Source organism: Chamaesiphon sp., from assembly GCF_041737865.1.
Classification (GTDB): Bacteria; Cyanobacteriota; Cyanobacteriia; order Cyanobacteriales; family Chamaesiphonaceae; genus Chamaesiphon.
In genome coordinates this window covers 1-15,765 of the sequence record NZ_JBGSQZ010000240.1, presented here as the reverse complement: position 1 = coordinate 15,765, position 15,765 = coordinate 1, and the positions used below count along the sequence as shown (strand labels likewise).

At 45.5% G+C, this 15,765-nt stretch carries 12 protein-coding genes; 6 read left to right on the top strand and 6 right to left on the bottom strand.

The features are described 5' to 3' along the window. Positions 1-78: 78 nt before the first annotated feature. Positions 79-1,095 carry a biotin synthase BioB gene (bioB, locus tag ACEW9J_RS18180; protein WP_373546513.1) on the bottom strand — a complete coding sequence of 339 codons (1,017 nt, stop codon included), beginning with the start codon at positions 1,093-1,095 and terminating at the stop codon, positions 79-81. A 159-nt stretch (positions 1,096-1,254) separates the two neighbouring features. Then, positions 1,255-2,205 (bottom strand): GGDEF domain-containing protein, encoded by a 951-nt coding sequence (locus tag ACEW9J_RS18175; RefSeq protein ID WP_373546512.1) that lies wholly within the window; start codon positions 2,203-2,205, stop codon positions 1,255-1,257. A 344-nt stretch (positions 2,206-2,549) separates the two neighbouring features. Here ACEW9J_RS18175 and ACEW9J_RS18170 point away from each other — a divergent pair, with 344 nt between their 5' ends. The 3 genes from ACEW9J_RS18170 (at position 2,550) to ACEW9J_RS18160 (ending at position 7,179) form a co-directional block, all read left to right on the top strand. Continuing rightward, complete coding sequence (locus ACEW9J_RS18170) at positions 2,550-3,506, top strand: DNA polymerase III subunit delta' (RefSeq protein WP_373546533.1); 957 nt, start codon at positions 2,550-2,552, stop codon at positions 3,504-3,506. 35 nt (positions 3,507-3,541) lie between these two features. Continuing rightward, positions 3,542-4,969, top strand: coding sequence for a protein kinase (locus ACEW9J_RS18165; protein ID WP_373546511.1), 1,428 nt, complete (start codon positions 3,542-3,544; stop codon positions 4,967-4,969). Positions 4,970-5,433: 464 nt separating this feature from the next. After that, entirely contained in the window at positions 5,434-7,179 is a 1,746-nt protein-coding gene (locus ACEW9J_RS18160; RefSeq protein WP_373546532.1) for an alkaline phosphatase, read from the top strand. 253 nt (positions 7,180-7,432) lie between these two features. Here ACEW9J_RS18160 and ACEW9J_RS18155 read toward each other — a convergent pair whose 3' ends face one another. Then, entirely contained in the window at positions 7,433-8,386 is a 954-nt protein-coding gene (locus ACEW9J_RS18155; protein ID WP_373546510.1) for an AAA family ATPase, read from the bottom strand. A 359-nt stretch (positions 8,387-8,745) separates the two neighbouring features. Between ACEW9J_RS18155 and ACEW9J_RS18150 the strand changes: the two genes are divergently transcribed. Both ACEW9J_RS18150 and ACEW9J_RS18145 read left to right on the top strand, forming a co-directional pair. Continuing rightward, complete coding sequence (locus ACEW9J_RS18150) at positions 8,746-9,195, top strand: hypothetical protein (protein WP_373546509.1); 450 nt, start codon at positions 8,746-8,748, stop codon at positions 9,193-9,195. Positions 9,196-9,476: 281 nt separating this feature from the next. Beyond that, entirely contained in the window at positions 9,477-9,767 is a 291-nt protein-coding gene (locus tag ACEW9J_RS18145; protein ID WP_373546508.1) for a YkvA family protein, read from the top strand. A gap of 205 nt (positions 9,768-9,972) precedes the next feature. On the opposite strand, the gene ACEW9J_RS18140 is transcribed toward ACEW9J_RS18145, so the two are convergent. After that, on the bottom strand, positions 9,973-11,208 hold the full coding sequence (locus ACEW9J_RS18140; protein WP_373546507.1) for an LL-diaminopimelate aminotransferase: 1,236 nt from the start codon (positions 11,206-11,208) through the stop codon (positions 9,973-9,975). 199 nt (positions 11,209-11,407) lie between these two features. Then, the gene (locus tag ACEW9J_RS18135; RefSeq protein WP_373546506.1) at positions 11,408-12,103 is read right to left on the bottom strand and encodes a hypothetical protein; all 696 of its coding nucleotides are present in this window, start codon (positions 12,101-12,103) and stop codon (positions 11,408-11,410) included. Between the two features lie 808 nt (positions 12,104-12,911). Between ACEW9J_RS18135 and ACEW9J_RS18130 the strand changes: the two genes are divergently transcribed. Then, positions 12,912-14,315 (top strand): aspartate ammonia-lyase, encoded by a 1,404-nt coding sequence (locus ACEW9J_RS18130; RefSeq protein WP_373546505.1) that lies wholly within the window; start codon positions 12,912-12,914, stop codon positions 14,313-14,315. Between the two features lie 547 nt (positions 14,316-14,862). Here the strand turns inward: ACEW9J_RS18130 and psbA are convergent. Beyond that, positions 14,863-15,765 (bottom strand): photosystem II q(b) protein (gene psbA, locus ACEW9J_RS18125; RefSeq protein ID WP_373546504.1); only part of this gene is annotated, 903 nt, incomplete at its 5' end.

Here is a 15,765-nt window from a genome sequence, read left to right as displayed (position 1 = left end):
AGTAGATCGGGCAAGTCGATCCAATCTCGCTTAGGGGTGCGCCGCATGGGTGGCCTGGGACTATGATAACGCCTATATTTAGGTGCTGGTGCAAGCGATGGGAGCACCATCGGCCGACTCCAACACAAATCCCAGATCGGAAATCGTATCCCAGTCCTGAGTTGCTGATTGTCCTGGGGTAGTCAAATAATCGCCGACAAAAATCGAATTTGCCACGTATAATCCTAACGGTTGGAGCGATCGCAAATGCACTTCTCGCCCTCCAGCGATCCGAATTTCTTGGGAAGGTAATAAAAATCTAAACAAACAGAGAATTCTGAGACATTGCTGCGGCGTTAACTGCCCGATATCGGCAAACTTGGTACCAGGAATGGGAATCAGAAAATTGATCGGTACGCTAGTTACGCCTAATTCGCGCAGGGACAGGGCTAAATCGATGACATCATCATCTGACTCACCCATGCCGAGAATCCCGCCCGAACAGGTCGTAATCCCCGCAGCATGAACATTTTTGACTGTCTCGACTCGATCGGTATAGGTGTGAGTCGTGGCGATCCGATCGTGATTGGATTCAGACGTATTCAGATTATGATTGACTCGATCGACTCCAGCCTCAGCGAGACGGTGAGTTTGTGCTTCAGTCAATAAACCCAGACAAGCGCAAACTTTCAGATCGTAATTCGCCTTGATTTCCCGCACTGCCTCTAATACTTTACCAAAGGTCGCTTCATTTGGCGATCGACCAGAAATCACCATACAAAAAGTCCCCGCCTGGAGTTCGGCGGCGCGTTTGGCTGCATCCAAAATCTTCGACTGCGCCATCAGCGGATATTTCTCGATTTCGGCTGTAGAAATCTTGGACTGGGAGCAATAATGACAGTCTTCTGGGCACAATCCACTTTGAGCATTGAGCAAGTAGTGTAGCCGTACCCGATTGCTCCAGTAGTGACGGCGCACCCGATAAGCGGCGGCGATTTGTTCGAGCAACACCTCGTCAGGTGCCTGAAGTACGGCAAGGCTCTCAGATCTAGTCAAGATCTCCCCTGCAAGCGATCGAGCGGCTAAGGTATTCCAAGTGGGTGTCGTCAGTAACATCGAACTTTCGGTCTCTATTGGACAATCATCTATTATCGCAGGCGGGTAGCCGGATCGATCGCCTAATTTTGTTAAGATTCTATAGCAATCCTACCTCTACCCTCTACCCTCTACCCTCTAATCACAGTTAACTTCTAACTTTCGCAGGAGGTCTAATAGCTAGACGACGAGCGTACTAACTCGATCGCGTCCTTGAGATTTAGATTGATATAAGGCTCGATCGGCAGCATGAAGTAAAGTTTGAAAATCATTTTCCTGAGTTGGGATAATTGTCGATACACCGACACTAATCGTCACGTATGGACAAACAGATGAAGCTTCATGAATAATTTGGAGATTCTTAATTGCCAATCGAATATTTTCAGCTACAGAAACTGCACCCAAAGCATTTGTATTGGGAAGGACGATCGCAAATTCTTCACCACCATAACGTGCCACTAAATCACCAGTCCGTCGCACCGTATTTCGCATCGCCTTGGCTACTTCCATCAAGCACTTATCTCCAGTTGGATGGAGGTAGCGATCGTTGTAGTTTTTGAAAAAATCTACATCGCACACGATCAGCGATAGCGGTGCTCTAATCCGCTGCATTCGCTCCCATTCTCGCTGCATATAGTCATCAAAACCGCGTCGATTAGCTAGTTTTGTCAAGCTATCTAGATTAGCTAATAACTGTAAACTTTTATTTGCTTGCTGGAGTTCATTTAATTGATTTTTAATCAGATGGGATTGACGAATTAAATTCCTGACTCGCTGCCGCAAAATCGATAGATTAATTGGTTTAGTAATATAATCAGTCGCTCCTGATGCAAAAGCTCGATCGACTGACTCATTATCATCAAGTGAAGTAATCATCAAAATCGGTGTCAATCGATCGCCAAGCTGCTTGAGTTCTTGGCAAAATTCAAATCCATCTAAAATTGGCATCACCGCATCAACAAGGATTAAATCGGGACGATACTGTTGATAAGCCACGATCCCATCATTGCCGTCTTTTGCTAAGATGACTTCAAAACCATCTTGCGTTAATGACTCACTAACTCTCGCCCGAACCACGAGGTCGTCATCAATCAATAAAATTCGTTTAAAGTTGGGTTCATTCGTATTCATAATGACTTGCGTAAATAATCCACTTACTCATACAGATGTTTTGTTCGATTAGTTGGGATTTGAACGATTCAGTGGAGCCACTTGACTTCAACTTGAGACTACATTCAAGTACAAGTTAGGGTTGAGTCTCAAACTTAGTTTTGCTCATCTCCACCATAGTGTACCCATGAAGTGTTCATTCAGTAGGATATAGGTAGTTATTTATTGAAAAGCACAGTACAGTTTGTGTCTTGTCTCCTGTCTTGTATTTAAAGCCTAAAGCCTAAAGCCTAAAGCCTGACCTTCCCAGCCCGATCGAGATTAATGATAGTATTACTGTACTTCTACCAATCACTAAAAACTTGATTCAATTTAGCTCTGCCTTACTCGGACAAACACAAGCTGTAGAACTGTTGACTCAATCGATACTCAGGCAACGGCTAGCACCTGCATATCTATTTCATGGTACGGATGGGATTGGCAAAAGTTTGGCAGCACGATGTTTTATTGAGTCGATCTTGTGCGCTGATGTTCCAAAGAGCAAACAAGCACTAATCGAGCAAAAACTCCGTCAGGGCAATCACCCCGATGTCTTGTGGGTAGCACCGACATATAGCCACCAAGGAAAACTACTTTCCGCCGCCGAAGCTACCGCCGCCGGAGTCAAACGCAAAGCACCACCCCAAATTCGGATCGAACAAATTCGTGAAATCGGTCAATTTTTGTCACGCCCACCACTATTGGGATCGAAAGCTGTAATTGCGATCGAACAGGCTCATACGATGGCAGAAGGAGCCGCCAATGCCCTGCTCAAGACCCTAGAAGAGCCAGGAAAAGCCACAATTATCGCGATCGCCTCCAGTGTAGAATCGCTGCTCCCAACGATTGTATCCCGCTGTCAGCAAGTCTCATTTCAGCGACTAGATCGCGCTTCAATGGTCGAAATTTTGACTAAACTTGGCAAAGTAGAAATCCTCGCTCGACCCGAAATCTTGGGACTAGCTCAAGGTAGTCCTGGTGCCGCCATTGCCATCTGGGAGCAGTTAGCAGCTATGCCTACAGATCTACTAGAGCGTTTGACTAAATTACCAATTAGCCGCCGTCAAGGGCTTATTTTAGCCACTGAGATCGATCGAGAGTTAGAATCATTAGAGCAGTTATGGCTGGTGGATTATCTACAATATATTTATTGGCAAAAATATCGCGTCCCCCAGCTCATCGAAACACTCGAACAAACTCGATCGCACTTACTCGCTTACGTTCAGCCTCGGTTAGTTTGGGAGTGTACCCTCCTCAAAATTGGTTCGCAATTAAATAGTTGACTTATCCCTGCTTGCCATTCTATTACTCCAACCTTATGCTAGAGTCATCTTTACTCATTCCAGGTAATGTATTAGGCAATCGTTACGAGATCGTGCGAGAACTTGGGCGCGGTGGATTTGGACGAAGTTATCTAGCGATCGATCTCAATAAATTTGGCGAAAAATGTGTCCTCAAAGAGTTTGCCCCTCAAGTCCGAGGTCAAGCAGAATTAGCAAAAGCAAAGGAACTATTCGAGCGAGAAGCCGGAGTTTTATACAAGTTTCAACATCCACAAATTCCAGCGTTTAGAGAGTTGTTTCGGGTTAACGATGGTGGATCTGAATTTCTCTTATTAGTCCAAGAGTATATCGAGGGAGAAACTTATCTCAATAAGTTAAATCAACGCCTAAAACATCAGCAAGTTTTTAGCGAACAGGAGATGATTAGTTTATTTCATAGCTTATTACCAATTCTTGATTATATCCATAGGATTGGTGTGATTCATCGAGATATTTCCCCTGATAATATTATCTATCGGTATCGCGATCGATTGCCCGTATTAATTGATTTTGGCTGTGTCAAGGAGATCGCCGCTACAGTTATCTCCCGCTACAGTAGCGTCAAAATTCCCACTCGGATCGGTAAACAAGGCTATGCACCAGAAGAACAAATGATGCGTGGTAAAGTATCACCATCGAGCGATTTGTATGCGATCGCTGCAACTGCACTCACCTTACTAACAGGTAAAGATGTGAGTACGATTTATAGTCCGGCTGAAGCAATGTGGGAATGGCGAAAACACGTTCGACTCACTCCCGAATTTGGGGCAATACTCGATCGATTGCTTCAACATAAGCCTCAAAATCGCTATCAGTCAGCAGCAGAAGTTTTAGCAGCTCTTCCACCCTTAACTAACTATCATACCGCGCCCAGTTCTGTACCTACAGTAATAACCACTAACTCAACACCCACTACTCGCACTAATAAAATATCTCAACTCAAAACGCTTGAGATTAGCCCTAGAAATGGTTCAGTCTCAACCTTAATAACAGAACTACCTACGCAGGATCTAAATGAGTGGAAAAAACCTGCTTGGCAAGTTACAAAAATAATATCGGGAATCTTGGTTACTTGTCTGGCAGTTAATGGCATAGTAAAATGGGCACAAACAATCGATCCACTGAAAATAGTCAAAGATCGAGTCGATGCTACGACCGCAAGTGTGCTCAATTCTATCCCCAATCCATTCAAATCCCAGCCATCTGTCCAACAACGCCAACAGGATCTGAGCCAAAAGTTAAAGCAACTCAATATCCCAGCAGCTAAATTTTATCGTCAAGTCGATCGAGCATTTTATGCCAAACATCCCGAACTAAATGGTCGATCGCTCACAACTAAAGCTGAAGATGATAAATTAAGACAAGAATGGCAAGATCTGGCTGTGACAATTTTAGAAAAAAGAACTAATCGATCGGTAAATTAATTGATAATTGATAATCGATAATTGCGGATGCGCGCACGCCTTTGTTCCCCGACGGCTTGCGAAAAGTGCGTTCTTGGGGTTTCCCATCTGGGCGGGAGACCCGTCCAGACAAGTGGAGCACCTTTTCAAGACAGCGGCGTTTTTATTCGTGGGGAACCCCCGTCTTGGCGTTTTTTATGCGGGGGTTCCCCCCGCATAAAACGCCGCCGAATAAAAAAACGACAAGACAGCGCACCAAGCAGATAATTGGGGTTTTTAGTTACCGTAGGGTGTGTTATTCCGTAGGGTAACGCACCAGAGCCAATGTAAATATCACTATATATGCGATCGCCGAAAAATGCGATCGATATGGATGCTAACCTACTGATTAAAAACAAATGATAGAGCATATTCAGCGTACAGCTTATAAGTGGTCGATCGTGGCGGTAATTGCATTATTCGTGACAGTTACCATTACCCCAGTAATGTCACGCTCCCTACCTAACAAACAGCGGAATACTATTCTAATGATTGGGGACGGTATGGGCTGGGAAATAACCAGAGCTGCGGCGATCCAAAATTCGATCGACAAGGGTAAATCGGGGAAAACCCTCAAAGATTTTTATCTACAGGGACGTGGATCTGGGTTGCAGATGCAAACGCTCCAGGGATATGCCCTCAGCACCACATATGGCACCACAGTCGCCGATGCTAACGGTAAATATAGTAGTAACAATAGTGCCCTAGATGACTCCCAAAAGCTGACTGGAGCTAGCTCTATCCGCCCTAACTTTAAATTTAGCCCCACCTTCAATCCAGGACAGCATGGCAAGAATAGCCCAGAATCAGCCAGCCCAAAATCGGGGAATTTAGTCGGTTACGATCCCATCAAAGGGGGCGTAAATCCTTGGACTCCAGGCAGCGATCGCGAGTATATCAAAGCCAGCTATCCCGACTCTGCCAACACTGCTACAACTCTCTACACTGGCGTGAAAAGCTATAATAACGCGATCGCTGTAGATATCTATGAACGCCCCCTGACAACCATTCTCCGCACCGCTGCCGACCAAAAAAAATCCACCGGATTAGTGACATCAGTACCGATCGATCATGCCACTCCTGGCGCAGCTTCGGCAAATGTCAATCGCCGCAATAAATATGACATCAATGCCCCAGGCGCAACCCCCCTGGACAATATCCTCCAGCAACAACTTCGCATCTATCAACCCACCGTTTTGCTCGGTGGCGGACATCCCCTCTCCAATGTCAAAGAACCACTTCCTACAGGCATCGAGCCAGTACACACTTATATTAGCGCAGCCACTTATCAGGAACTAAGCAAAAAACCTACCACTAATATCTACCAATACACCTTTCTCGAACGTGGTACCAATGCAGCTCAAAAATTAGCCCAGACAGCCGCCAAGCTCGATCCCAATCGGGGTCAACGATTGCTCGGTATCTATGGCGCGAGGGGACAAGCTGGAAATCTCCCCGTGAGTTCGGCTCATAGGGACTACAGTACGACTGGTTTCGATCTGGGTACAGTTCACACCACGCGGGGTTTGCAACCAGATACCAAGCGTCCCCTCACGCAGAATCAAACCGATGCTGAATTTATCAAACAGGAACGGAATCAAAACCCAACTCTCAACGAACTTACTACAGCAGCTTTAACAATGCTGGGCAAAGATCCTGACGGTTTTTGGTTGATGATTGAAGGTGGTGATATCGATTGGGCTGCCCATGATAATCATCTAGATAATCTGATTGGTACGACTCTAGATTTCGATCGATCTGTCGGTACCGTCATCAAATGGATCGCAGATCACGGCGGCTGGGAACGCAATCAACTCATCGTCACCGCCGATCACGATCATTATTTCACACTCAATGATGACTTCCCCGATCGCTTGCGTCGTCAAGGTGCCCAACGTCTGACTGCGATTAATACAGCCACTGATGCGGGTCACTATTGGGGTTCTCAACCAGTAGTCGCCAAAGATACAGCGGGTAAGGAGTTACTCGAAACAGGTAAATACGGCTGGGGAAATCATACCAATCGCCCTGTGCCAGTATATTATCAAGGCTTTGCCTCTGATGTCCTGACCAAATCGATCGGGCGAGGATTTAAGCTCTACGATAATAATGTCCCTGGGATTCCAGGTCTTACCGACCAAATCCACATCTATCAAACCCAGTTAGCCGCAGTCAAAGCAACAGTAAAATAATTGATAATTGATAATTGATAATTGGGTTGGTTTCGGTGGGGATTTAAATTTTGATTGGATATGGGTCATGGGCAGGTTTCCTGCCCGACCCAGCTCCGCCAAAACTTCCCCTAAAGCCTAAAGCCTAAGGCCTAAGGCCTAAAACCTAAATCCTAAAACCTAAAGCCTAAAGCCTAAAGCCTAAAATCTAAAGCCTAAAATCTAAAGCCTAAAATCTAAAGCCTAAAACCTAAAGCCTGACTTTCGCAGCAAATCAATATCTTCTTTGGCGGAGCTGCTGGTTCACAGATTCGATCGGGATCTGTTGTAGTAGCCGCGAGATCGCACTAGCTCCGCGCCGACCGCCAACAGTCACGATCCGATGTGCCAGCACATAGATAGCTAGCTCCTTGACATCATCAGGTAGGGCATAAGGTCGCTCTTGGAGCCATGCCCAGGCTTGAGTGGCACGGTAGAGCGCGACAGCGCCACGCGGACTGACTCCGAGGCTAATTTCGCTATCGTTCCGCGTGGAACGGACTAGATCGACGATATATTGCGAGATTGCCGGATCTACTTTCACCTTCTGGCACTGCTGCTGAATGGCTTGGAGTTCGGCTAGGGTAATACAGGGTGCTAGATCGGCGATCGATGCCCCTGTTGCCAATCCTTGCAGCAGTTGCAGCTCTTCTGCTGCCTCTGGATATCCCAAACTTAGGGAAATCATAAATCGATCCATCTGTGCCTCTGGAAGTGCGAACGTCCCGTGAGATTCGATCGGATTTTGGGTCGCAATTACGAAAAAAGGTGGCGATACCGCCCGCGAGTGTCCGTCTAGTGTCACTTGTCGTTCTTCCATTACTTCCAGCAATGCTGATTGAGTACGGGGAGTGGCGCGGTTGATCTCATCCGCCAGCAAAATATTCGTGAATACTGGCCCAGGTATAAATTCAAATTCCCGACTGCCAGGATTCCAGATATTCGTGCCAGTGATATCCGAGGGGAGGAGATCCGGCGTACACTGAATCCGCTGAAATTTAGCATCGATCGATTTAGCCAGAGATTTAGCTAACAAAGTTTTGCCCACTCCAGGGACATCTTCTAGTAGCACATGTCCCCCAGCTAGCAGAGCTGTCAACACAAGCTGAATCGGACGATCCTTCCCGACAATCTGCTGGGCGATATTTGCAGTGAGCTGTTGAATAGTTGATAGGGAAATCGTAGCCATAGTTTGCAACTGGGGTAATTAACCGAGATGGCTGAATGCGATCGCCATCTCGGTGCGAGATTGAATTGGTATTACTCTATCTTTCCCAATTCCGATCGAGAGTACCGCATCATATCGATCTGTCATTTCTATACTGGCTTGGTAATGCTGGTAATTAGTGTTGCAATCTTGCTACCACGCCATATCTGGGGGCTTGAATATCGATCGATATTCAGCATACAATTTAACTCCGTCTTTACCTGCAATGGTAGAAATGTACTATAATAGTAATAGAGATATCTAACCTCACCTCAGTCTTCAACGATCGACTAAATTCACAGCATCACCAATCATCCATTCGCCCTTTTTGGTGTCTTCAAATGTTATTAGCCTCACCCAAACCCACTACAGTTGTTACCAATCCTCAAAGTCGATTTGTAACCAAATCTGCTGTAGCTATGCACCTCAAGCGATCGCCAGATGAAATATACAAAGTCAACTGTTGGCGATACGTAGTACACGTTGTTGGCAAAAAAACCAGTACCTTCGTCAGCTATGCTGACTTACCACCAATTGTGGGAGTAGCATTGCCCAACCATCGCGATGTCCGCGCATGGCGCAAACGCTGGAAAAAATACGACCAGATCGCGCCGCTATTTTGGCACAACTTTTATGCCGAAAAGCTGCGTCAAGTCCAGACAATGGAAGAACTTCAAGCCTGGGAAGAAGTGCTTAGTTACGTCGGTTTTGGCTTGCCAGAATCTAGCCGTATCGAGCTAGAAGGCATCTGCGCCGAGATGACTCATTTCCTGTTCAGCCACGCCGCATAGCTTTGTAGGGGGACTTTGAATTTGGTTCCCCCCGTTTTTGAGCGATTGTAGGGTGTGTTAGCGCTAGCGTAACGCACCGTTGGCGGTGATTTGGTACGCTCGCGCTATTACCTCCGGTAGGCTACGCCAACGCTAACACACCCTACTAATTTATCTGTCAATCATTGGTATTCCAGTAAGTGGGAACAACTACCATCAAAAATGGGTTTACCGTACCTGTACAAATCCTGGGAATTTGAGATGATAGATATATCGACCAAAACCAATTCAGGAATCGACCGATGAACTTCAATATTAATGCTCTTCACAACTGGTATCGTAGTTTATTACAAAACCCTAAATATCGCTGGTGGGCAATAGTTGCATCAGTCGTTTATTTAGTTAGCCCGATCGATTTGATTCCTGATTTCTTACCTTTTGCAGGATTAATCGATGATACTCTGATTATTTCTCTATTAGTATCTGAAGTCGCTCAAATCGCTAAAGCAAAACTTCAATCTAAAAGTACTCGATCGACTGTAGATAAAAACGACTCAGTAGGTCAAGTCATTGATATACAGCCAATTCAATAAATATTTGTACCTAGCTTAAATTAAAAAGAGTAGGGGTAATTCATGAATTACCTCTACTCTTTTTGCTATGGGGCGGGTAGTGCCCAGCATCCAAAATATCTACTGTCTAGTGATGGTGGGCGGGTTTTGGATTAATTTTTTAGTACAAATCCGATCGCTAGTATAAGCCCACCCTACAGGTTATTTGTAACTTAATTTAATTTAATTAACCTGCAAACTTTTCGGTGATTCGTTTCATTGCTTCCTCGACATTTACCCGACTGTTGAATGCAGAAATTCGGAAATAACCTTCACCCGCAGCACCAAAACCAGAGCCAGGAGTACCGACAACATTGCAATTTACCAGCAGCTTATCAAAGAAGTCCCAGCTAGATAAACCATTGGGAGTTTTTACCCAAACATAAGGTGCATTAATCCCACCATATACCTGCAATCCGGCTGCGGTGAGTTTATCCCGAATGATTTTGGCATTTTCCATGTAGAAGGCGATTAATTCCTTGACTTGTGCCTTTCCATCGGATGAATATACAGCTTCTGCACCGCGTTGGACGATGTAAGAAACACCATTAAATTTGGTGGATTGGCGACGATTCCAGAGCTTCCAAAGTTCGACATCGCTACCGTCGGCTGCTTTGGCTGTTAGGGTTTTGGGGACTACGGTGAGAGCGCAACGGGTACCTGTAAATCCAGCATTTTTGGAGAAAGAGCGAAACTCGATCGCACAATCCCGCGCCCCTTCAATTTCGTAGATCGATCGCGGTAAGCTAGGATCGGTGATGAAGGCTTCATAAGCCGCATCAAAGAAGATAATCGAGCCATTAGCCAAGGCATAGTCTACCCACGCTTGCAGGTAGGCTGTGGTTGCGACTGCGCCAGTAGGATTATTGGGGAAGCAAAGGTAGATCAGATCGACTTTTTCGGTGGGGACTTGGGCGATGAAGTCATTCTCAGCCGTGATGGGGAGATAGACTAAACGCCCATACTCGCCCTTGTCATTGGCATCGCCAGTATTACCCGCCATGACATTGGTATCGACATAAACGGGGTATACAGGGTCGGTAACTGCGATCGTGTTATCATGTCCGAAAATGTCAAGAATGTTGCCAGAATCGCATTTTGAGCCATCTGAGATGAAGATTTCGTCAGGCTCGATCGCACATCCTCGCGCTTGAAAATCATTAGTCGCGATCGCTTCTCGCAACCAAGCATAACCCTGTTCGGGGCCATAACCTTTAAATGACTCGCGATTTCCCATATCTTCGATCGCTTTGGTCATCGCAGTGCGACAAGCTAGGGGTAATGGTTCTGTGACATCCCCTATCCCCAAGCGGATAATCGGCGCGTCAGGATTGGCTTGAGCAAATGTATTGACGCGCCGCGCGATTTCGGGAAACAGGTAGCCAGCTTTGAGTTTGAGGTAGTTATCGTTAATAGTTGCCATAGTTTCAGTCGCGAATCGTCATTCAACAGCTTACCGCAACACTCAGCCAGAAATTACCTCCGATCTTCAAACCCTTGGTATAACCTCTCCAAACGCAAAAGGGATAAAACCTAGCACCAGCTAAACTTTACCCCTCAATATTGACTTTGGAATTAACTATCTTTTAAGACGTCACTAATTCCAGTGCATTTAGATCGCTCTAGTTTTTAGCAGCGTTAGCCAATTTCTTTCTCATGCGGAAAGCTGCTGTACCACCAACGATAGTTCCAATGATACTAAAAGGTTCAGGAACTGCTGTGGCTGAAGCTTGAGCAACAAACAATCCACCAGTAGGTATCCCAGTGTCAGTAAAGCTGAACGCAAAAGTAGGAATATTTGTAATATTACCACCGTTGGTAAAGAAGGTGCCAGTACTGCTTGCAAGCTGCAAACCAGCACCAACCCTTACACCACTATTATTAAAAATCTCTGTTTCTGTAAACGTGGAGTTTTGGTTGAGGGTAAAGCTTGTCGGAGTAGCAGTAGCAAAATTGAATACTAAAGCTTGATTGAGCCTATAGGTTGATCCACTGATATTCGAAAAGTTTACAGTCGGACTGTTAGATCCTATCGTACTACCTGGCGTAAAAGTTGGAGTAAAAGAGTCTGTAGCATTAAAAATGCTAGCTGTACCACTTGGATTAAAAGTTACATTAAAGTTATTGCCAGCAACTGGGTTTACATTAGCTGCGAATGGACTGGTGAAAACTCCAAAGTCCAGCTCTCCAGTATTGAAAGTGATTGCCTGAGCGGGTGCAGCAGAAATACTTGCCGCAATACCCATAGCAAGACTGCTAACTGCAACAATATTGAGAGCTTTGATATTTGGTAAGTTTGCGAACTGCTTAATTTTCATGATAAATCTCCTATCTTTGAGTACAATTTTTTTCCAAACCACTGTCTGTAGCTAACGCAAGCGAATATCTATAAATTCGCAATTTTGCAAACTGTGTACCGCTGTAGTTTCATAGTAGCTCACGATCTATATAGCTTAGATCGTGAGCGATATTTTTCAGCAAAGTGGCGTAGCCTTAATGCGGAAATACAGTTGAAATTTTAGCTTTCCAATAATAGCAATAGTTAATTAAACCAATTACATAGGACGTCAATATAGTTCAGCAAAATAGCGTAGTTTTAACTATAAAAATCTGTGACATTCATAAATAATATCTAAAGTCAATTGTTAAATCAGTGAATTTTTGGCAAGCTCAACCAAATAATTCTCAAGTGTCGATCGGTCTCATCAACGGTGACTTCAGCCGTTCTGTGGCTAGTAATGTTTTATACAATTCGCTGGAGTCGATGGCGATGACTAGGGTTAGGCTTGTATAATGTCTGCCTCAAATTAAATAAGCGTATCCAACAGCAGTCTGCAACGATCTTCAAATTCCGATCGTAGTCGAGCGATCGAAAATCAAGTAGCACTACATCAAATTTCGCCTCGATCTATCTCGATTGGCGATCGCACAGATCCAGCTAATTAACTTCAAAATAGTATTTAGTAAGTTTGGAAGTTTAAGCTGAAATATCCCCATATCGATAGATTTTGATTCTGGAGAGACTACTTGCGATCTGAAAAGTGAAGTTGCGCTGACGATCTCGATCTGCGGTACTTTAGCTCTAAAATATTCGTAATCATATATCTATGTACAGAGGATTTAGTGTTGACAAATCAAGATAATTATCGGAATGAGAAAGATTCGATGGGCGAACGTCAGATCCCCGCCGCTGCATATTACGGTATTCAAACTTTACGGGCGATCGAGAATTTCCCGATTAGTGGGCTAAAGCCACTGGCTACCTATGTTGATGCTTGTATCTTAATCAAAAAGGCCGCCGCGATCGCTAATGGAAATCTAGGTTGTATTCCTACAGATATCAGTCAAGCCATCGTCACCGCCGCAGATGAAATCCTCCAGGGCAATCTCCGCGATCAATTTGTCGTAGATGTCTATCAGGCTGGTGCGGGGACTTCGCACCATATGAATATCAATGAGGTATTAGCCAACCGCGCACTCGAATTATTGGGTGATAGCAAGGGTAACTATCAGCGCGTCAATCCCAATGACCAAGTGAATTATGGTCAGTCTACCAATGATGTGATTCCGACAGCAATTCGGATCGGCGGATTACTTGCACTCGCTCATACTTTATCCCCAGCTCTCGATAGTGCGATCGCCGCGCTGGACAAAAAAGCGGTAGAATTTCACTCGATCGTCAAATCTGGACGTACACACATGCAGGATGCGGTACCTGTGAGATTGGGGGATAGTTTTGGAGCCTTCGCCCAGATCCTCCGCGATCATCAAGTCAGGATTACCACCGCCGCAGGGGATTTGACTAAATTAGGCTTAGGCGGAAGTGCTGTCGGAACCGGACTAAATACGCATCCTGAATATCGATCGACAGTCGCGCAGATTTTGGGAGAATTAATCGGACAGCCCCTCACCGTCGCACCCAATTTGATGGCGGCGATGCAGAGTATGGCACCATTTGTAAACGTCTCTGGGAGTCTACGAAATCTCGCCGCTGACCTAGTAAAAATCTCTCACGACCTGCGCCTGATGGATTCTGGCCCAAAAACGGGTTTCAAAGAGATCCAACTCCCTCCAGTTCAACCTGGCTCGTCGATTATGCCTGGAAAATACAATCCAGTGATGGCGGAAATGATCTCGATGGTGTGTTTTCAAGTGATGGGATTCGATCGATCGATCGAAATGGCAGCCCAAGCGGGACAATTAGAACTGAATGTGATGATGCCACTAATTGCCTACGACTTAATTCATAGCATCGAGATCCTCGGTAACGCACTTCAAGCCCTCACCGACCAGTGTATCCTGGGAATTACCGCCAATCCAGAACGGTGTAATAACTATGCCGAAGGGAGCCTCGCACTCGTCACCGCACTCAACACTCACATCGGTTATCTAAATGCCGCAAATGTCGCTAAAGAGTCTCTTTCCACAGGTAAATCCCTCCGCCAAATTGTCTTAGAGCAAGGATTGATGGAGCCAGACTTATTAGCTCAAGTATTAGATTTAGACAAAATGAGTCAGTTACCCCAGTAATCGAGGCTACGGCTTTATTCCCTCTAGAAGCTACCGCATACCCACAAGTCTTTGGAATTTTACCCCTTCCCAGCCCTCCTCTTATCAAGGGCACGGCGCAAAATAAAGCAGAGGGAGCAAAGCCCCACCTTTATAAAACCCATTTGAGATCTTTTTAGGAGGAATCAAGCGACAGATATTGGTGAGGATGGGCGGGTTTGTGTCCCTCCGGTAGGCTTCGCCAACAGATTTTGTAGTGCTAGTCGGCAATTGTTAGCATTGTCTTGTCGTGTTTTTATTCGGAGGTTCCCTCCGAATAAAACCGCCAAGACAGAAGATCTCAAATGGTTTCTATAGCAACCGCCAAGGCGATTAGGACACAGCGATTGAAATCGCCGCTCGGAATGCAAAGTCCGCCTTCGCGGACTAATCAAAAAACGTCCTAATGAACTTGGCGACTGCTATACAAGGGAGGATTGGGGGGTAAATCAACCTCAAACGAATCATCCCTAAACACAAAAACCCCCTCACATTGTGAGGGGGTTCTCATTCCTAAATCAAATCAGTATTAACCGTTGATGGAAGGAGCAGTCAAAGCAACAGGAGTAGCTTCACCAGCAGCTAAGTCAAGAGGGAAGTTGTGTGCATTCCTTTCGTGCATTACTTCCATACCGAGGTTAGCACGGTTGATGATGTCAGCCCAGGTGTTGATGCCGTGACCTTGTGCATCTACAACTGATTGGTTGAAGTTGAAACCGTTGAGGTTGAATGCCATTGTGCTTACACCCAAGGATGTGAACCAAATGCCAACTACTGGCCATGCACCCAACAAGAAATGCAAGGAACGGCTGTTGTTGAATGATGCGTATTGGAAGATGAGACGACCGAAGTAGCCGTGAGCTGCAACGATGTTATATGTTTCTTCTTCTTGTCCGAATTTGTATCCGTAGTTCAAGGACTCAACTTCAGTTGTTTCACGAACCAAAGAGGAAGTTACCAATGAACCGTGCATTGCGGAGAACAGCGCACCACCGAAAACACCAGCTACTCCCAACATGTGGAAAGGGTGCATCAGGATATTGTGTTCTGCTTGGAACACGATCATGAAGTTAAATGTACCGGAGATACCCAAAGGCATACCGTCGGAGAATGAACCTTGTCCGATTGGGTAGATCAAGAATACTGCGGTTGCTGCTGCTACTGGAGCGGAGTAAGCAACACAGATCCAAGGACGCATACCTAAACGGTAGGAGAGTTCCCATTCACGACCCATGTAGCAGAAAATTCCGATCAAGAAGTGGAATACTACTAGTTGGTAAGGACCGCCGTTGTATAACCACTCGTCTAAGGATGCTGCTTCCCAGATTGGGTAGAAGTGAAGACCGATGGCATTAGATGAAGGAATAACTGCACCAGAGATGATGTTGTTACCGAACATTAAAGAACCAGCGACTGGCTCACGGATTCCATC